20 protein-coding genes and 1 riboswitch are annotated in these 19,833 nt (G+C 36.1%); of the genes, 2 read left to right on the top strand and 18 right to left on the bottom strand.

Annotated features, from left to right (window positions below):
* Positions 1-152: 152 nt before the first annotated feature.
* The 5 genes from I5818_RS02070 to I5818_RS02050 form a co-directional block, all read right to left on the bottom strand.
* A complete protein-coding gene (locus tag I5818_RS02070; RefSeq protein WP_058004008.1) occupies positions 153-1,349 on the bottom strand; it encodes a M20 family metallopeptidase in 1,197 nt (398 codons plus the stop codon).
* A gap of 84 nt (positions 1,350-1,433) precedes the next feature.
* Positions 1,434-2,282, bottom strand: a complete 849-nt coding sequence (locus I5818_RS02065; protein WP_058004007.1) for a MetQ/NlpA family ABC transporter substrate-binding protein — start codon at positions 2,280-2,282, stop codon at positions 1,434-1,436.
* Between the two features lie 45 nt (positions 2,283-2,327).
* The gene (locus tag I5818_RS02060) at positions 2,328-2,990 is read right to left on the bottom strand and encodes a methionine ABC transporter permease (RefSeq protein WP_058004006.1); all 663 of its coding nucleotides are present in this window, start codon (positions 2,988-2,990) and stop codon (positions 2,328-2,330) included.
* Positions 2,980-4,005, bottom strand: a complete 1,026-nt coding sequence (locus I5818_RS02055) for a methionine ABC transporter ATP-binding protein (protein WP_078109282.1) — start codon at positions 4,003-4,005, stop codon at positions 2,980-2,982. The genes I5818_RS02060 and I5818_RS02055 overlap by 11 nt, the downstream gene beginning before the upstream one ends.
* A gap of 84 nt (positions 4,006-4,089) precedes the next feature.
* A riboswitch (SAM riboswitch) is annotated at positions 4,090-4,208 on the bottom strand.
* A 146-nt stretch (positions 4,209-4,354) separates the two neighbouring features.
* Positions 4,355-4,693 carry a L,D-transpeptidase gene (locus I5818_RS02050; RefSeq protein WP_078109281.1) on the bottom strand — a complete coding sequence of 113 codons (339 nt, stop codon included), beginning with the start codon at positions 4,691-4,693 and terminating at the stop codon, positions 4,355-4,357.
* A gap of 338 nt (positions 4,694-5,031) precedes the next feature.
* Here I5818_RS02050 and I5818_RS02045 point away from each other — a divergent pair, with 338 nt between their 5' ends.
* Positions 5,032-5,505 carry a hypothetical protein gene (locus tag I5818_RS02045; protein WP_058004003.1) on the top strand — a complete coding sequence of 158 codons (474 nt, stop codon included), beginning with the start codon at positions 5,032-5,034 and terminating at the stop codon, positions 5,503-5,505.
* A gap of 35 nt (positions 5,506-5,540) precedes the next feature.
* On the opposite strand, the gene I5818_RS02040 is transcribed toward I5818_RS02045, so the two are convergent.
* The 10 genes from I5818_RS02040 to I5818_RS01995 form a co-directional block, all read right to left on the bottom strand.
* Positions 5,541-5,777 carry a spore germination protein gene (locus tag I5818_RS02040; RefSeq protein ID WP_058004002.1) on the bottom strand — a complete coding sequence of 79 codons (237 nt, stop codon included), beginning with the start codon at positions 5,775-5,777 and terminating at the stop codon, positions 5,541-5,543.
* Positions 5,778-5,993: 216 nt separating this feature from the next.
* A complete protein-coding gene (locus I5818_RS02035) occupies positions 5,994-6,227 on the bottom strand; it encodes a hypothetical protein (protein ID WP_078109280.1) in 234 nt (77 codons plus the stop codon).
* Between the two features lie 48 nt (positions 6,228-6,275).
* Positions 6,276-6,503, bottom strand: a complete 228-nt coding sequence (locus I5818_RS02030) for a hypothetical protein (protein WP_058004000.1) — start codon at positions 6,501-6,503, stop codon at positions 6,276-6,278.
* A 93-nt stretch (positions 6,504-6,596) separates the two neighbouring features.
* Positions 6,597-7,796 carry an MFS transporter gene (locus I5818_RS02025; RefSeq protein WP_078109279.1) on the bottom strand — a complete coding sequence of 400 codons (1,200 nt, stop codon included), beginning with the start codon at positions 7,794-7,796 and terminating at the stop codon, positions 6,597-6,599.
* Positions 7,797-8,837 (bottom strand): ArsR/SmtB family transcription factor, encoded by a 1,041-nt coding sequence (locus I5818_RS02020; protein WP_071975517.1) that lies wholly within the window; start codon positions 8,835-8,837, stop codon positions 7,797-7,799.
* Positions 8,838-8,993: 156 nt separating this feature from the next.
* Positions 8,994-9,674, bottom strand: coding sequence for a Dph6-related ATP pyrophosphatase (locus I5818_RS02015; RefSeq protein WP_235849527.1), 681 nt, complete (start codon positions 9,672-9,674; stop codon positions 8,994-8,996).
* Between the two features lie 65 nt (positions 9,675-9,739).
* Complete coding sequence (locus tag I5818_RS02010) at positions 9,740-10,837, bottom strand: GerAB/ArcD/ProY family transporter (protein ID WP_078109277.1); 1,098 nt, start codon at positions 10,835-10,837, stop codon at positions 9,740-9,742.
* A 46-nt stretch (positions 10,838-10,883) separates the two neighbouring features.
* On the bottom strand, positions 10,884-11,978 hold the full coding sequence (locus I5818_RS02005) for a GerAB/ArcD/ProY family transporter (protein WP_078109276.1): 1,095 nt from the start codon (positions 11,976-11,978) through the stop codon (positions 10,884-10,886).
* 265 nt (positions 11,979-12,243) lie between these two features.
* The gene (locus I5818_RS02000) at positions 12,244-13,416 is read right to left on the bottom strand and encodes a Ger(x)C family spore germination protein (protein ID WP_078109274.1); all 1,173 of its coding nucleotides are present in this window, start codon (positions 13,414-13,416) and stop codon (positions 12,244-12,246) included.
* A gap of 37 nt (positions 13,417-13,453) precedes the next feature.
* Positions 13,454-14,992: a spore germination protein gene (locus I5818_RS01995; protein ID WP_078109284.1), complete on the bottom strand. Its 1,539-nt coding sequence runs from the start codon at positions 14,990-14,992 to the stop codon at positions 13,454-13,456.
* Positions 14,993-15,197: 205 nt separating this feature from the next.
* Between I5818_RS01995 and I5818_RS01990 the strand changes: the two genes are divergently transcribed.
* Complete coding sequence (locus I5818_RS01990; RefSeq protein ID WP_071975521.1) at positions 15,198-16,607, top strand: FMN-binding glutamate synthase family protein; 1,410 nt, start codon at positions 15,198-15,200, stop codon at positions 16,605-16,607.
* Positions 16,608-16,627: 20 nt separating this feature from the next.
* On the opposite strand, the gene I5818_RS01985 is transcribed toward I5818_RS01990, so the two are convergent.
* From I5818_RS01985 to I5818_RS01975, 3 genes are all read right to left on the bottom strand, one after another.
* Positions 16,628-17,521 (bottom strand): D-alanyl-D-alanine carboxypeptidase family protein, encoded by an 894-nt coding sequence (locus I5818_RS01985; RefSeq protein WP_078109273.1) that lies wholly within the window; start codon positions 17,519-17,521, stop codon positions 16,628-16,630.
* A 236-nt stretch (positions 17,522-17,757) separates the two neighbouring features.
* Positions 17,758-18,873 (bottom strand): sensor histidine kinase, encoded by a 1,116-nt coding sequence (locus tag I5818_RS01980; RefSeq protein ID WP_078109272.1) that lies wholly within the window; start codon positions 18,871-18,873, stop codon positions 17,758-17,760.
* The gene (locus I5818_RS01975; protein ID WP_058004144.1) at positions 18,863-19,552 is read right to left on the bottom strand and encodes a response regulator transcription factor; all 690 of its coding nucleotides are present in this window, start codon (positions 19,550-19,552) and stop codon (positions 18,863-18,865) included. Before I5818_RS01975 ends, I5818_RS01980 begins: the two co-directional genes overlap by 11 nt.
* Positions 19,553-19,833: the final 281 nt, after the last annotated feature.

The raw sequence follows: 19,833 nt of genomic DNA, 5'->3' as shown, positions 1-19,833 counted from the left end.
AGTTTTAGAAAAATATTATAGCTAAGTTATCTTATCATAATTTCTGAAGGAACTCTAAGCTAATTTTCAATAAAAATAAGGTGTAAGACAAATGTCCTACACCTTTGTTTTTATTTACTCTCTCGAAGATTAGTATATTCAATGTTCATTTCTTACTTCTTTAATTGTGCCTCAAAATCAGCACGGACTTTTTCCAGTAAGCCAGGCTCTGTTAAAATTTGATATCCAGTAAAGGCCAATGCTTTCGCTCCCGTAATTAATGCTTTATCCCCGAGTTCTGATTTAGCACATTCCCGAAATTCATTTGTATGGCCAATTAAATCATCAGGGCCAATTTTAATATATGGATGTGCGGTCGGAACAACATGACTAACATTTCCAGCATCCGAAGATCCAATCCCTTTTTCCTTTTCTGTCGATACCACTTCACCTAATAATTCGAGTTCTTTCTTTATTACTTCATCAAGCGTATCATTGATGACGAAATCATGAACCTCATTTTGGAAACGATCCACTTTTACTGTACTGCCCGTCGCAAGTGCTGCTCCTTGAGCGATATTTCGTACCTTTTCAGATACTTCTTCAGCACGCTTCCATGTACTTGCACGGATAAAGAATCGAGCAGATGCATATTCAGGAATGATATTTGGAGCTTCTCCACCATGAGTAATGATACCATGAATTCTCACATCTGTAGGTAATTGCTGGCGTAGTGCATTGATTCCATTGAATAATTGGATAACCGCATCCAACGCATTAATTCCCTTTTCAGGCGAACCAGATGCATGGGCTGCCTTTCCATAAAAATGAAAATCAAGCGGATCTACAGCAAGAAAAGGTGTCGTGATACCTGTTTTTCCAGAAGGATGAATGATTAAAGCAATGTCAACTCCTTCTAATAATCCATGTTTAACGAAGCTTCCCTTTGCACTGCCATTTGGCCCTCCTTCTTCCGCTGGTGTCCCAAATACTACTACTTCTCCGCCTGTTTCATCGATTACTTCAGCTAAGGCAATCCCCGCTGCTACACTTGTCGTACCAATGATATTATGACCACAAGCATGACCTAAGCCTGGCAAAGCATCATATTCGGCAAGAAATGCAATTCGAGGTCCTTTTTTAGCTGAAGATTTTCGTGCAACAAATCCTGTTTCATGCCCTGCAACATTACGAGTTACCTCGAAACCAGCTTTTTCAAGAATAGCTGTTAATGTCTTTGCTGCAAAGAACTCTTGATTTCCTATTTCAGGATTTTCGTGAATTTTATGGCTTGCCTCAATGTATAGCTCCTTTGAATCCTCAATGCTTTTTACAATACTTTCTCTTAAACTTTCTGTTTGTATTGTCATTATTTTTCCCCTTCCTATTTCTTGTTTTTCATATATGTTTAATCAGAATTAAAGGTAGTGAATGCTAAAAAAATCGACTAGTCCTTATTTAATAATCCCATCAAGATCTTTAATTGGCATATCAACCACGATTGATCCACCTTTTGTATCTTTTTTGATTGCTTCCTCTACTTCCTTACTATGATAAATTTCAAGAATTTTTTTATAGATTTTGTTATCCTTTTCCTTTGTTCGTGCAGCAATAATATTAATATATGGCTTTACCGAATCACTATTTGGATCCTCGAGATAAATAGATTCCTTTGTAATATTAAGACCAGCTTGGCCGGCCACCCCATTATTAATGACTGATGCAGCAACATCTTTTAGAACACGAGGTGTTTGTTGCGCCACAACTGGTGTAATCTTAAGCTTCTTTGGATTTTCTACAATCCCACTTGGGTCACCAAATAGACCAAAATCATCCTTTAATTTAATTAGACCTGCTGATTGTAATAATAATAGAGCACGTGCTTGATTTGACGGGTCGTTAGGAATCGCAATTTCTCCTCCAGTCGGGATGTCATCAGGATTCTTATATTTATCAGAAAACATTCCCATAGGTGCGATTTGTGTAGTTCCAATTGGTGTAATATCTAGGTTATGTTCTTCTTTAAATTGGTTTAGAAAAGCTATATGCTGAAAGGCATTCAGATCGATATCTCCATCGGCTAGTGCTTGATTTGGAATCGTATAATCAGAGAATTCCTTCAATTTAACTGTTATACCCTCTTTTTTTGCCTTTTCCTTAATAATATCCCACATTTGTCCGTCCGATCCTGTCACTCCAATCGTCACGACTTTACTATCTTTTCCACTAGTTTCTTTGCCACATGCAGCAAGAAGGGAAAGAGTGATTACTGCAATAATGCTTAGTAAAAATGATTTTTTCATTTATATTTCCTCTTTTCTTATGATGTTTTTATCATTGCTTTATTTTTATCTACGAAGGAAAATTCTCGCTAAGTAGTTGCCAACAAATTGAGCAATTTGTACAAGAATAATTAATAACACAACTGTCACAATCATCACTTGCGTATCAAAGCGTTGATAACCATAGGTCATCGCCAAATCTCCAAGGCCACCGCCGCCTACTGTACCTGCCATGGCTGAAAAATCAATTAATCCAACGGTGATAAAGGTAATTCCTAAAATTAGTGGACCCAAGGCTTCACGAATTAATACCCCGAAGATAATTTGTAGCTTACCTGCCCCCATGGCCTTCGCTGCTTCTATAATTCCCGGATCGATGGATACAAGATTGTTTTCGACCACACGTGCAATTCCGAAGGATGCTGCTATGGTCATCGGAAAGATAGCTGCAGCTGTTCCAATGGTTGACCCCATCACCATCCTAGTAATTGGGCTAATGGCAACGAGAAAAATAATAAATGGAATCGGTCGAATAATATTTATTAAAATATTTAAGATAGTAGATACCGTTTTATTTTCTAAAATATTGCCTTTTCGAGTGACGAAAAGGAGTAAACCAATAATCGTTCCAATGATTGTTGAAAAGATTAATGTAAAAATAACCATAGTCACTGTTTGACCCGATGCCTGCACTACTCTGGGCCAAAATGTACTCCAATCAACTTGCATGAGTTGTAACCTCCTTTATTTGTACAAATCTTTCTAAATGCTTCACTGCCTTATCAACTTCATGATCTGTCCCTTGTAATTCAACGATAAGCTGGCCAAAAAGCACTTCCTGTAACTCGCTAATATTGCCGTAAATGATATTAACATCTACTTGATAGGACTTCGCAATATCAGAAAGCAACGGTTTACTTGTCTCTTCCCCAGTAAAAACTAATCTGTATAAGCGACTTGATGGGTTAGATCGTAATTTTTCAAATAGTTTAGAAGAGATTTTGTCATTTAAAACAGAACTAATAAAATTCTTAGTTGTTTGTGTTTTTGGATTTGTGAAAATATCAAAAACCGATCCTTCCTCTATGACCCTTCCGTTTTCCATCACTGCTACTCTGTCACATATATTGCGAATGACTTGCATTTCATGGGTGATTAATAGAATGGTCACATTGTACTCTTCATTTACCTTTTTTAACAGATTCAAAATATCACTAGTAGTTTCTGGATCTAATGCAGAGGTAGCCTCATCACAGATAAGAATATCTGGGGATGTAGCAAGAGCTCTTGCAATACCTACCCGCTGTTTCTGACCACCAGACAATTGTTCAGGATAATACTTCGCCTTATCTGCTAATCCTACAAATTGTAATAGTTCTGTTACTCTACGATTAATCTCCTGTTTTGGCACTTTCGCAAGTTTTAATGGATAAGCAACATTTCCAAACACCGTTCGGGAGTTAAATAGATTAAAGGTCTGAAAGATCATTCCAATTCTTTGCCTCATCATCCTGAGTTCCTTCTCTGTAAGCGATAAATTTTCCTGATCATTGACAATCACTTTTCCAGTTGTTGGTCGTTCTAATAGATTTACCAGCCTAAGTAGGGTACTTTTCCCGGCTCCACTGAAGCCGATGACCCCAAATATTTCCCCTTTTTCAATCGACAAGGAGACATCCTGCACAGCTGCAACTTCTCTGCCTTTTGACTGGAAAACCTTACTTACACCTTCAAACTTAATCATGTTGTATTCTCCTCTCAAGAACAAAAAAACCCTTCTTCTTATCCGCACACAGATAAGAAGAAGGGTTTATATTAACCGCTCTACTTCTTATCTTTCAAGCTGATAAAACAATCAGCTTGCAGGAATTAGCACGGTATTTGCAAAATAGCAAACCCGTTGCCGAGGCTTCGCAGGGCCAGTCCCTCCACCTCTCTGGATAAGTAATAGTCATTTTATTTAATTTTTGTTCAATTAATTATGTTCAATAATATTCCGAAATATAATATAAGTCAATATCTTTTTTTATTTTTCTTAAATAATTTTTTTGAATGAAGTCTGTGGACTCGACCTAGTGGATACTTTTTAACCACTAATTTCGGCTTATGCTCACCTTAGTGCCTATCGGAACAATTTTCGAAAGGGAAAGAACATCCTTATTGTACATTCGAATACACCCATGTGAAACCAGCTTCCCAATTGAGGCAGGATTATTAGTCCCGTGTATTCCATAGTGCTGCTTCGATAATCCCATCCACATGATACCGAATGGACCTCCTGGATTTGGCTGTTTATTGATGATTGTATATACCCCTTTAGGTGTAGGGGTCAGCATCTTCCCCACCCCGATTGGATAGGTTTTGACAACTCTTCCGGCATTCAACAATGTCAAACGGCGTTTTGCTGTTGATACATGAATTTCATATGCCACTTTCCCCACCTCCATTCATACATTATGCATACTCATGGATAATGAACCAAACAGACATAAAAAAATTTAGTATGTATCAAATAGATGCAATCATTTTCAATGCCTCAAGACTCGTTTCCTTTGAACCAAAAGCTGTTCAGATAGTTTGTTGCTTTGCAAAGCCCTATTGCCGGCTTTTCTCCTAATAAAAGGTTCAGTGTTATTATGAAGTTTGTAGTTCTTTTCTCGGTGTCATGAAAGGTTCTCTTATTCTTAACCTATTCTATTAGAGACAAATAACATCATGGAGGAGAATTTTTGGTAAAATATATTTAACAATCATAAGGAGCTTGATAATCATGAGCAAAAGTGATTTAGAAAAATTAACATTCGAATTAAATAAAATAAAAGAACTAAATAGTAAATTATTGGAGAATAATATTCAACCGATATTGAAAGAAAAAGTTCAGGATTTTTTAGATGCCTTTGAAGATTATTTTAGAGAAAGAGGGCTTGTTGTAAACGCAGGTCACTTGACTGTTCGCGCAGCTTTCGATTCCTTAGAGTTTACTGCTTTTTCAAAGGGCGACCCGACTATATTTATATTAAAGGATAGAGAAACGATTGCCTCCATATCTGTTAAATACAAAACACCAACACGGTCCGCATCATATCAGTTTGACACTGAAGAAGAACAGTTAAAATGGGAAATAAAAAAGGAAAACACATTATTTAGTTATCTGGAGAATCCTGAATTCTACTATACCGGTAGCGAATTCGGAAGACCATATTATGATCCTTTGGTTGTACTTGAGAGTATATTTCATGTGTAAAAGCACTCATTATCGTGCTTTTACACATCCATATACTAAATAAAACTGTTTTTGGCAGTTGCACTATCACTAATATCCGGATCAACAACAGAGGATAAGGGGAGATTCATTAAAGAAAAATCCCCATTCTGTTCTCCGAATGCCTGGTTCCGCTTATATGAAGTAAACTGGTCAATGGCTTGAACGGGGCCAGCATTAATTACAGATGAATTATCCACTGAATTAATCTTAAAGCCTAGCATATTTACAACTGTTGGTGTGAAAAAGAACATTGATAACCACTCCCAAAGCTTCTGTCATTTATATTGGCTCTTTCCTTAAACAATTTTGCAGTTTAGTAATGTTTTAGTAAATAACTATCATCTGAAGACCGCTGCGCTTTTCATTTCAAAAGAGCTACAAACTCCATTAAAATTGCTGAATCCTTTATGGGTGTAAAAGCCGGCAGTTAGGCTTTTACAAAGGCAACAAACTATAAGGCAACAGCCTTATATAAGACTATTTTTGACCGATGGTGAATCGAGAATATCTGAATCAGCTACCGCTGAAACTGGTAGTAACATTTGAACAAAATCACCATTTTGTTCACCAATTCCTTGATTTCTCTTATATGAAACAAAAACATCTAAATATTGATTCGTTCCCATATTTAACACTGCAGAATGATCAAGGGAATTTACTTTTAGGGTTTGAAAGTTAATTGTAACTGGAGCAAATATCATCGAATCTCCCCCTTTTAGGAAGGAATAATCTAGCAAACACCATGTTTTTTATAACGAATGTTTGCTACTAAACATATCCTCAATATCATCGTCAATAGTCATACTAACTGGAGTAATATGAATGATAGAATCAGCTACATTTTGACCAAATGCTTGATTTTTCTTTGCATATACTCTCTTGCCAATCATCACTGTTGAACCGAAAGAAATTGAACTTCCATGATCCGAAGAGTTAATTTTTATATGATCTAAGTTAATGTTTGTTATTTCAAACATGAGTAATTTTCATCTATCCTCCTTCCACATCCCACTATAAAATTTATATTCCCCACAATGAAAAGAAGAACAGCTATTTGCCAATACCCTCAATCACTGAATTAAATGTTCACGTTTTGACGAAAACATAACTAGATAACATAAACCCAATCCAGAGACGAAACAAATGATTCCTCCAATCGATAAAAATAAAAAAGATAGACTAATTTTTGTAGCAACGAAAGTCCCATAAACAATCCCTAAAGGAACAACTGCTTTTGTTAAAAGAAAACGGACGGACATCACCTGACCTAAAATTGTTTCAGGGACAAGCCGCTGATATAGCGTGGTACTAAAAACATTCCAAAATGGCATGACGATTCCGGCAATTGTCTCAATCAATAAGGCGACGATGATTGCTTTTGTTAAACCTAAACCTATATAGGTACAACCACCAATAAATAAGGAGGAACTCATGACTACATATAAATATTTTTTTGGTTGCTTCAACTTCCCTACAATAAACGTCCCAATGATATAACCAAATGGAAATGCAGCAGCAAACAGACTATATTCAAAGGAGGAACCATCTAATACTTCAGATACATAGGGAAGATACATTGCTTGTGTGGCAAAAACTCCAAAACTAGTAACCGATACTAATAACCCTAATAAAAGGAGGATCTTATACTGTTGATAGATCTGGATTCCTGCCTTGAATTGTTGCATCCATGTTTGTTTGCGAGAAACTCGACTTTTTGGTTCATGAATGAAATATAAACTACTTAGAGAAAAGCTATATAAAATTATAATAAGGAGTAGACTTTTCACACTTCCTATATTCCCCATTATGAATCCAGCAATAGGTAAGGAAAGGAATCTCATCAGCTGAACGAGTCCAGATATTCTTGCATTGATTTTCACTAGATGATCACTATTGACTAACTTTGGAATTAAGGCACTTGCTGCTGAATCATAAACAAAAATCGAACTGATAAATGAACAAATATATAAAATCCCTACTGAGTTTTGGTTAAGCACCCAAAAAATAAAAACGAATAAGTAAGTACATACTCTTAACCATTCTGATAGTTTCATCATCGTTGTTCGTTTCCAGCGATCAATAAATGGACCAGCAAATAACTGTACAATTAACTGGCCGATTATACTTACAAGCCACAGCCCTCCCATCGCCATTTTTGAACCTGTTACATCATAAACAAGCCAAGAAATACAAAATGTTCCAAATGTACTAGCAAATGTTGAGATTATTTGACTAAGAAATAATAGTGTAATAGAATAATCTCTTTTCATTCACTTATTGTCCTCTTCTTGTAAAAATTCTAATAGCTTAGGTTTTAGCGTACTTAATGTATGATGCACCAAAGAATAAGTTGAATCTTTCATCTTAATTATTTGTGCAGACCGCAAAATCACTAAATGATGATGAACAGTCGTTTTTCCAATTCCTAAACTATCAGTTAATTCCTTTAAAGATCGATCCTTCTCATGGAGGAGTTTGATTATTTTTAATCTCTTTTCATCACCAAGAGCCTTATAAAATTGGGCTAATAATGCAACATCCGGCTCATCAGAAAGACTTGTTTGGCTCACCGGGTAATAAAAGACTTTCGTACCTTCTAAATTTGCATGAATTGTCCAGGGGCTGTAAATATAGTGTGGAATAAGCAGTACCTTACTTATATTTGTTTCCGGTTTATATTCCTCTCCTGTAGCCCATTGGACAAATTCCTCGGCGGATACTTTATTCATCATCCTTTGTTTTTCCTCAAAGTCCTTTTTCAATATTCGTTTTGTTTCTTCTTTATCTTTTTCAATAACTTCAAGGAACCACCCATTCATTAAACAAATGAGGTGACGTCTTAACTCATTTTGATCAACCTCTGAAATAAAATGAATCAGATTCGGAAAAAAAATATGCTGTCTACTAGCTAAAATCATTTCGCTAAAGGCATCTTTATCACCTTTTGAGGCAGCCTCTCGAACATGCTGTTGGGATTCTTCTAAAAATGGTAGCGCATGATAGACTAATTGTTGGTTTGATAGATTTGCTAGAAATCCTAAGAAGCTTGGGAGGGAATCAAAATCCTGTGTATGTAAGAGCTGAAGAAGTATTTTCCAAGTATTATGTTCCTGGCAATATTGCAATTCTGCATCCAATGATTCTGAAAGACTATTTCTTAAATGCTCCCAATAGGATTCAGACTTCTCTAATTTCCCCTTTAATTTAGGATAAGTAATCATCGCTATCCCTAAAACACATTCATATAAAATTGAATATTTTACTTCTACCTCATAGCTTGTTCGTTTAAATGACATATCAATTACATTCAATTTGCAGCCCCCTTTTTCTATGTATTGTAAACTTTCTGAATAAATTATTCAATATTTTTCGAACACACTGTACTATTTTTATAGAACGGAATGTCATTTTCAGTTCAAAAAAAAGCGATCAATTCTTTATTCGAGAATCAATCGCTTCTTCTACTACTATTCTAAAAGGAAAACTTCTAATCTATTAGATAAATCTTCCTTAAGCTTGTTACCTACCCGAATCTTAATTTCTTCATGAAACAATGGACCATCATAAACAAATGTATGATACTCTCCAGACTCACCCATCGGACAAATATCATATTTTTGAATATCCTCAAGAAACTGGCCATCAAGCTGTTTTCCAAGCCACTCATCGGATAATTTTTCGCGCATCACGCGAATGACGATAGCTCGGTATCCAGAATCAATAAATTTTGAAAGCTCAAGTAATGTATCCTTTTGTTGCATCCATAAAGGATACAGAGCCTCTAAACCCGTATCCTTAGCTAAAGCTTCTCCCCATTCTCGATGACCATCTAAATACAAATCCCCGAAGGCAATTCCCTTTAACTGGTAACGATTTTTTAATTGAGTTAGCTCTTTTCGAAAATCATCTGTGTATGTATCAAAAGTACAATGAATAATATGTACAGGTATTCCTAAAGACCTTCCTTGTGCCTCTATGAGTTCAATTCTCTCTCCATGTGCGAACGTTACACCGGTTTCTTTAGGAGCAGTAGTCACTAGACAACTCACTTCAAAGCCCTGATTTGTTAGTTCCTGAAGAGCAAAACAGCTATCCTTTCCACCGCTCCATGAGAGAGCAATTTTACTCTTTACTTGTCTGACATCCATTTTGTCCATCCTCCTTTGTATTACTTATTGTACCATGGAGGGTATGTACATAATTGCACCCAATATCATGTAGATGCATTCTTCTTTTTTCGATTTTTTATTATTGCTATAACTAATAAGATTAGTGGAATTAGGGTCTGAATCAGTACACCATAAAAAGGAAAAGTGAAATTATCGTAACGCTCCACTTCCGTTCTACTGGGAAGTGCCCAAAAGCTGAATTCTACTATCAGAATGCCAATTGGCCATACTAACGGCTTAACAGTGGATACATTCAACCAATTGGCAGTCACTATTGCCGTCACATAATAAAAAACTGATATTTTAACGAATGCTCCTAATATCCAAATTGCCATTATGAACGATTCAAGATTTTCAAACACTTGGCCAATACTTATATATCGCCCTACCACCATTAGCGGATAATCCTTTGAACTCACTGTTGTCCCAAGAACAAAAAGGACAATTAAGTTGACTAGAACTAACGATAGCATAACGTATACCACCGCTAAAATGCCATATTTCATTCCCTTTAGTTTATCATTTAAAAAGGGAAGTAAAAAACTAATAATGAAAAATTCAGTAAACCAGCCCCCTGGAACAACAGCTCCTTTAAATGCAGGGGTTACCCCTTTCTCCAGTATGGGAAGAATATTACCAAAATCAAGATCAGGACTAATTAATATCGTGAAAAACAAGAGTGGTACAATTAATAGCGGAAATATCAATTGAGCCATTCTTCCCAAAACTTCTACCCCACCATAAACTGCCAAAGCACAGAGTAAAATCATTGAGCCAGTAATAACACTAATTGGTGTTTTACTTAAAAAGGCAGAAACAATAAATTCACTATAGGATCGGACAATTTGCCCAGTATTTAATAAGTAAAAAAACAAGATAATAAGGCCAAGCAGCTTCCCAAGAAATTTCCCAATAATACGATCACTTATTTGAATAAAAGTCTCACTGGGATACATTTTATGTAATTGTGTAGTGATATAGACAGTTATAAACCCAAATATTGCCGCAATTATAGGAGAAAGCCATAAATCCTGATTTGCGTATTTAGCTGTTGCACTAGGTACCGAAAGAATAGCCGTTGCAAGAATGGTTGGGTACATTAACAACACCATTTGAAGGGATGAAATTTTTCCTTTCTCCATCTGTTTGCCCCTTTGTAACATAATTAACTATACTCTGTTTACTTCATCACATATTTTTACTTTCCCTTTTCTTTTGTATCGTCGCAATTAATAGTAAAAATACAGGTATAATTACTTGTATGAAAATAGCGTAAAAAGGAAAGGCAATAAAATCAAAACGAGAATATTCCATAATATTAGGAATGGACCAGAAACTGAATTCCACTATCAAGATGGCTACGGGCCAGATAACTAAACGGAAATCTGATAAATTAAACCACTGTGCTATCCCAGAAGAAACTGCATAGTAGAATACAGATATTTTCACAAAGGCACCCATGATCCAAATCGCCATCGAGATTGACTCCAAATGCTCAAAAAAATCCCCTACTCCGATATATCGACTTACATTCATCAAAGGATATACTTTCGTCGCTGTAGTAGTCCCGAGAACTAATTGAACGGTCAGATTAACTACCACTAGTGTTAGCATAACTACCACAACTGCTACCATTCCATATTTCATCCCCTTTTTCTTCTCATTTAAAAAAGGTAGAAGGAAAATCATTATAAAAAATTCGCTAAACCAGCCACTTGGAACAATCGCCCCTTTCATCGCTGGGAAAAAGCCTCCCTCCAGTATAGGGGAGAGATTACTTATTCTAAATTCTGGAATTAATAAAATGATTAATATGATAAGAGGAATGCAAAATATCGGTGAAAATAATTGAGCTACTCTACCTAATACTTCGATACCTCCACGAACAGCTAAGGCACAAAGGAATACCATTGACCCTGAAATAATCGTAATAGGTGTTTTGAAGAAAAAGGAACCAACAAGAAATTCACTATAATCCCTAACAATTAGTCCAGTAACATGAATATAAAAGAAAAGAAAAAATAATGTAATCAGTTTACCTGGAACTTTACCCATAATGTTTTCACTCATTTGAATGATTGTCTTGTTTGGGTACAGTTTATTTAAACTGCACGTTACATACACTGTAAATAAACCCACCACTGATGCTAATATTGGTGAAATCCATAGATCCTGTTTTGCATATTTCGCAGTTAAGCTTGGAACAGCAAGAATAGCAGTTGCTACAATCGTAGGATACATCAGCAATGCCATCTGAAGTGAGGTTATTTTCCCCTTCTCCATTAACTAACTCCTTTCCACAAGAAAAACAGAAGCAGACTCATTCTTCCATGAACTGACCGATTGGTCTAAAAATTGCAGTAACCCATGTGATCGGGCCACTCATATTTGATAAATCAAACATGGATAGCATCCAGCCAATAAATAAAAGGATAAAAATTGCAAACTTATCTTTCTTAGGTTTCTTCTTTAGTTGAGACTTCTGAAATACAATGATGACCAAAACAATTAATGTAGTTATAGAAAATGCACCCCATCTCAGTTTCCCTCACCTCTCTTCTCTACTTTTAACTGATTCGTTTATATTCCCCTGTCTCCGTATATTCCCTTTAACATTTACATTTACTTTTACTTGTGGAAAAATTTCATCCCAACGATTTTTAACACTCCTCCAATGTTTCGGATATTTATGATGAAATTCCTTGGCAAAGTCTAAAATATCGGTATCTAACTCTTGCTGTAATTCGTGAATTGTCGATTCAATTCGATGTTTAATATCCTTCTGAAATGCAATTTCCGCTAATCGAATGGAGCTAGGATTAGTAAGGTCCATTGTTGTGCTATTTTGTACAACTGCTCCCTCCGTTCTAATGTTTACATCCATTTCCCACTCATCATTATAAATATGGGGAATCATTGCGACATGAGTAGAGACCGGATTAAGCGATATATCTCCATCTATGTTTTTAGGTTTCAACGTTACTGTGTATTCCTCTATTTCATTTTTCAACCAAATGACTCCTCTTGTTTTAGCCAAGGATAGCGTACCAACCATTTTGTCCTTTTTAAAAACAGCTGTACCTACAATATGTGGATATTGATAATCACTTTGTGTGCCTTTTTCTGTAGATAGTTTAATAAAAGGGAGAGCAGCTGCTTGAGCTTCACTTGATAGCATTTCATCTAACTTTTGCATCGTCGTCTTTAATCCCACTCCTAAGTTTGCCTGACGGCGAATGGTTTCTGCGGAAAAATTCTCCAAACGTGTTTGCAATTCTGTTAATGGTCTTGCCTTTCCATCACTAACAAATACAAACGCCCTCTCCCTAGGCTGTGGATGACGTAGCAAAAAATCTAAATGATCTTGTATCCCTTCTCTCGCCACTTCTTCCCCAAAGATAAAAATATGACAATGTCCCCAGAAAACTTTTCTAGGTAACTCTGTCTGAAGTTTTGAAAGAGCTTCGGCTAAATTCTTCCCTTCGTAAGATGATACAAACGTTACTGGCTCACCACTTCCACCACCGCCTCCCTGCCCTCCTCCACTGCTCATAGCTCTTGGGATAAACACTTGGAGAGACAGTTCAATGCGATCATCCTCTTTTTTATCAATAGCCGCTGCTGTGATAATAGCTAAATCATTTACTTCTACTCGATCCCAGCAACCCGACAATAAAAGAAGGGATCCACCAAATAGAGCCAAGTATATGATACCTCTCATCAAATGACTTTCTCCTTCCAAAATGGGATGTGATATACTAGTTCTCCGTTTCTCCTCCCCTATTTGGATTCGGTGATTGATCTGTAGATTGACGATATTTATTATATGATCCAGTAAAATGTGGTCGTTGATCCATCATCCATAAAGGCGATTTCCACAATACATCCTTTAGTTCTTTGCGTTTCAGAGGTGCAATCGGAGCTAAATAAGGCTCACCCAAGGAGCGGATGGTACATAAATGAATGGCTATCGCTATTAGTCCCATAACAATTCCTAGCAAGCCGAAAATACCAGCAAGGACAATCATCGGAAAACGAATCATTCGTATAGCAATCCCAGCAATATAGCGTGGGATCATAAACGAGGCAATTCCGGTAATAGCAACGACAATCACCATTGGTGCCGATACTAACCCAGCTTGTACGGCGGCTTGTCCTATAACAAGTGCTCCAACAATACTAACAGCAGCACCGACCTGCTTAGGTAAACGAATCCCTGCTTCTCGAAGCGCTTCAAAAGTAACTTCCATCATTAACGCCTCTACTAAAGCAGGAAAAGGAACCGATTCCCTTGCTGCTGCAACACTAAGGAGTAAGTCACTCGGTACCATTTCCTGATGGAACGTCGTAATTGCTACATAGAGAGAAGGTAATAAGAGCGAGATAGCAAGGAATAAATAACGGAGCCAACGTATTAATGTCCCTACCAAAAATCCTTGATAATAATCCTCTTGAGACTGTAATAGACTAAAAAAAGAAATAGGTGCTATTAAGACAAAAGGAGTCCCTTCAATTAAAATAGCAATACGCCCTTCCAATAAATTTGCACAGGAAATATCTGGTCGTTCTGTTGATAATAACTGAGGAAAAGGTGAATATGGATAATCTTCAATAAGTTCCTCAATATATTGACTTTCCAATATTCCATCAATCTCAATCCTCTTCAATCGATTGCTTACCTCTTCAATCAAATTTTTGTTAGCAAGACCTTCGATATACGCAATAGCTACTGTTGTTCTCGTATATTTTCCAATAATGATTGATTGAATTTTTAGGGCAGGGCTTTTAATGATTCTTCTCAGCTGAGATGTACTAATGCGTAAACACTCATTAAATCCCTCTCTTGGTCCCCTAATACCGGATTCTGCCACAGGTTCTTCAATACTTCGCTTTTCCCATTTAGCTAACCCTAAAGAAAATGCGTTCACTTCTCCTTCGTAGAGTAAAATTGGGTTTCCGGTAGATATTGATTCAATACAATCTGCTAGCAATTCCGCCCGTTTCACTTTTGCAATAGGTATTCGATACTCCAGTAATTCTGTAGAAATTGTCTCTAAATTCTCTTCTTTCATTAATGGCGAAAGTACATATTCTTCAATCCCATCAGTATTTGATAAACCTTCAATATAGATAATCATCGCCCGTATTTTTCCAAAAAGAAAAAAGGAACGAAAAACCACATCTGTACTATGTTCATATATCGACTGGAGTGCTTGGACATTTTGCTGAAAATCCGCTACCAGACAATCCTGAGGTTTAGAAATCTGTTTTTTTTGATCATGATGATCCTTGATCATCGTCTTCTTAAGTAGCTTGCTTACATTACGAATCAAACTTGTCCCTCCAATAACCAGGTCGATCTCCATCATAGTTAGGATTCTTCTTTCCTTCCAATTTATTCACCAAAATCCTTTAATTAGTTAATTTACAACTATAATTTTCATTTCTTAGTAAATAATAAAAAGTGCTTATACTTATTCTTTAGAACTAGGAGAAGAAGATATGCCAAACCTACTATCTCTTTTGGCAGATGGAATGATCTTATTAACCGTTATCGTTCTTATAATTCTGCTCCTTTTTTGGCGCTGGATAATGAGACGTCTAGTTAAAAAGATTGGAAAGATCATTTTAACTGATAGTTATCAAGAAAATCTTATGGAACTGCTACCTGGTTTCAAGCATATGGGGATTCAAAATGTTCTAGAAAATAGCCTTCGTGCTGAAACTGGAGATGTTTTACATCGACCGCTAGGTTCCTCAAAAAAATGGCCTCATTTCGATCCGATTACATTTATCCCAGCACAGACATTGCCATTCCCCATCGATGGACAGGAAGAGGTGGACGTAACAGTTACAATTGGACCTAAAGCAGAAAAACCTCTTAAGCTTAAAATCCCTCTTATTATTAGTGGAATGGCCTATGGAATCGCCTTAAGTGAAGAGGTTAGAATCGCGCTAGCTAGAGCAGCGAAAAATACAGGTACAGCCATTAATTCCGGTGAAGGAGGTATTTTACCAGAGGAATTGGACGCTGCAGGTAAATACATATTGCAATTCTCTAAAACTGAATGGTCAAAAGAAGAAAATTTGATTAAGCGTGCAGACATGATTGAAATTAAATTAGGACAAGGGGCTCTAGTCGGTATGGGAGGGAAAATCTCTCCTAAAAACCTCACAGGTCGAGCTCGTAACATTATGGGGCTCAAAGAAAATGAGGATGCTGTAATTTATGAACATTTTTTTCAAAATCAAACTCTAGAAAATCTAAAGGAACTGATTGAGGAACTGAAAAATATTTCCGGAGGTGTTCCGATTGGAGCTAAAATAGGGGCAGGGGGGAAAATAGAAGAAGATATTGACCATTTAATTGAACTAGGTGTTGATTATATTGCCATAGATGGTGGTCAAGCAGCAACACACGGTGCCCCTCCGATTTTATCTGATGACTTTGGTATCCCAACCCTACATGCGGTTGTTAGAGCTGCGAATCATTTTGAAAAAAAGCAAATAAAGGGACAAGTTAGCTTAATTGTATCTGGAGGACTCTTCGTACCAGGGCATTTTCTAAAAGTGTTAGCACTCGGCGCAGATGCAGTATATATTGGATCAGCTATGTTATTTACTGTTTCACATAGCCAATCAACGAAACCACTTCCATTTGAACCTCCTACTCAAGTCGTTTGGAATCAAGGGAAATATAAAAATCAATTTGATCTTGAAGAAGGGGCAGCATCTGCAGAAAAATTTCTAACAGCAAGTGTAGAAGAAATGAAAATGGCTCTACGAGCAATGGGAAAGCATTCATTAAAAGATCTTTCTAAAAAGGATCTAGTGTCCTATGAAGAGTTGACTGCACGGATGATTGGTATACCATTTTCATTTGAACCATGGGTTGATAGCGAAACAAAATAAAGGATAGAGGAGAAGTTCCCTCACTTACTTGCATACTTCTCCTCAAAACCATACTCTAGCATAGCCGTTGAATCACTCCAAACATCCGAATTGGTCGAATGTAAAACAACCGCAATAAGATTTTTCCCATTTCTTGAAGCAGATGAAACTAAACAATATCCTGCCTGATCAGTGAAACCTGTTTTAATGCCATTAGCTCCTTGGTAATAATTTTGACTACCTCGATTCACTAGTTCGTTACGATTGTAATAAGTATGTTTAGCATCCTTATACATCTCCTCACTAACTATTTCACGGAATTCAGAATTCTTTCTAGCCTCTCTTGCAATAAGGGCTAAATCCTTAGCTGTTGAATAGTGATTAGGGTTATGAAGTCCATGAGGATTAACAAAATGTGAATGTTTCGCTCCTAGCCTATTTGCTTCCTGATTCATTAGTTGTGCAAAATAATCTAAAGCCTCTTTTGATGACATTTGTGGATTATTACTCTCTTTTTTGGCAACATATACTGCTACACTTCTTGCAGCATCATTCCCGGAAGGTAGGAGCATTGCTCTCAATAATACTTTTAGAGAAAGACTTTGGCCAGGTTTTAGTCCAGCAGAGCTTTCATCTGGTTCCCTTAATGTTACTTCATCTCCTATATGGACAGTATCATTTATATTTCCTTTATTCAAAGCAATTAAAGCGGTTAGTATTTTTGTGGTACTTGCTGGGAATAAACGTTCATTTGCATTTTTTGCATAAAGGATCTCACCACTATTTTCATCCATCAAGACTCCCGCTTCCCCATTAATTAATTGTTCGCTTGATGATACGGATATTTCCTTTATGCGATCTTTAATACCATCGGAATACTTATATAAAATACCGGTTAAAAATAAGACGAAACATAATAAAATAAACTTCTTCACTTATTGCTCTCCCCTTAAATTCTTCTAACTGAAAATCATTTCCTGTTCATGCCATTATGAGAAATGTGTCTTTTCAATCTACCCTATTTTGTTTAAGTGCATTGTAATAATTTCTTAAAAGTTTCTTAAGAATGATGATAAGGTAGATTATTCCTGAATTTATCTTTGCCTTTTTTTACTAATTACAGACATATTCGCTTCCATCTTTTGCGTAATAGAAGAATAAAAAAAATCACCTACTCAATATAGGCGATTTGATCTAAAGGTAAAGTAATTTTAAAATTCGTTTCGATTTCATTACTTGTTACTTCAATTTTCCCATCATGAAGATCGACGATGCTTTTAGCAATCGCAAGACCTAAGCCAGTTCCTCCTGTATCTAGTGAGCGAGATTTCTCTACACGATAGAAGCGGTTAAAGATGTATGGAAGATCAACCGAAGGGATCGGATTTCCGTAATTAATCACTTCAACCACGCCAAAATTGTCTATTTTTTTCGCTCTTATTATGATTTTCTTACCATTTTCTCCATACTTCATCGCGTTAGAAATTAGATTATCGAACACCCTCACTAATTTATCAGGATCAGCCTTAATCATCATATTTTCATCCTTAGTAACTAATGCTACTTCCAATCCAACTTCCTCAAGAAGCGGAATGAATTGAGAGGTGATCTGTGACAATAGTTGAATAAGATCTATTTCCGTTTTATTTAGGCGTAAGGCACCGAAATTCACCCTAGTATATTCAAATAAATCACTGACCATCTTTTCTAGGTTCATTGCTTTCTCATAAGCAATATTTACATAATAACGAAGCTCTACTTCATCCTTATACCTATCCTCTTCAATTAAACGCAAATAGCCCATAATTGATGTTAGAGGGGTCCGTAAATCATGAGAGACATTAGTGATTAACTCGTTCTTGGCCTGAACAGCCCTACGTTCTTCCTGGATCGATTGATGTAATTGTTCAGAAATTCGATTGATATTTCCTGCCATCTCCCCAAGCTCATTATTCGAATACACAGGGACTTGGAAATCAAACTCTCCTTCAGAAATTTTCTTAGTCCCAAGTAATACCTTATAAAAGTCCTTTCCCCAAGCTCTGCTAAGTAAGAGGACAAATAAGAAAAATAGAAGGAAAAAGATAATAACCGTTATATAAAAATATCCATACTTTTGGTCAAAACGATATAAACTATATAAAAATCGATAAGGAATCACAGACATGTTTTTCAAAATATATAAAATAAAAAAAAGGATTGCCTCTGTAATAACTGATAACAATAAACTGCTTAAAATCAGAAGCATGATCTTTCCTTGTATTTGATTGACAAATCTATTCCTCAATCTTATACCCCACTCCCCATACTGTTTTAATCAGTTTATATCCTAATTCTTTTTCAAGCTTGTCCCTTAAATGACTAATATGAACCATGACTGTATTATTTGAAGCAAAGTATTTTTCCACCCATACTCTTTCAAAAATCTCCTCAGTACTAAACACTCGACCACGATGACTCGCAAGTAAATATAAAATATCAAATTCCTTTGCTGTTAAAGTTATAGGGAAGCCATTATTTAATACTTGATGGGACGCACGATTGATTTCAAGTGAATTTATTTTAATGATTTCACTTTCTGTCGATTGTGTCTCCAATTTATATTGATAAGAGCGTCTAAGCAGGGATTTCACTCTAGCCATTAATTCCAATGGATTAAAAGGTTTGATCATATAGTCATCTGCTCCCGTCATTAACCCAAGAACTTTATCCATATCCTCACCTTTTGCACTTAGCATAATAATAGGAACTTGATTTTTTTCCCTAATCGTACGACATAATTCTATTCCATCCATTTCAGGCATCATAATATCCAGTATCATCAAATCTACCTGTTGATTCGTAATGATCTGTAAAGCTTCAACACCATTATATGCCTTTAACACTTGAAACCCATCATTTTGCAAATAGATGGTGATTAAATTGACAATTTCTCGTTCATCATCTACAACCAATATATTTTTCATATGAATCTCCATTCATTAATGATATTGATTATTCGTTAGAAAATACTCCTCTATAAGAAAGTCTACCAATGAATGAGGAAGAACGAAAGTCTGAATTTATTAGGAGAATAAAAAAGGCTCATTTGTAAAATTTCTAATACAAATGAGCCTTTTAAATTATGGATGTTTTCGTAAAGTTTATTGCTTTTGTAAAAGCCCAACTGCCGGCTTTTACTCCCAATAAAGGATTCTTGCGGTACTTTATGGAGATTGCAGCTCTTTCTCAGTAAATTGATACTTGT

Source organism: Heyndrickxia oleronia (assembly GCF_017809215.1).
Classification (GTDB): domain Bacteria; phylum Bacillota; class Bacilli; order Bacillales; family Bacillaceae_C; genus Heyndrickxia; species Heyndrickxia oleronia.
This window is presented reverse-complemented; position numbering and strand designations above follow the sequence as displayed.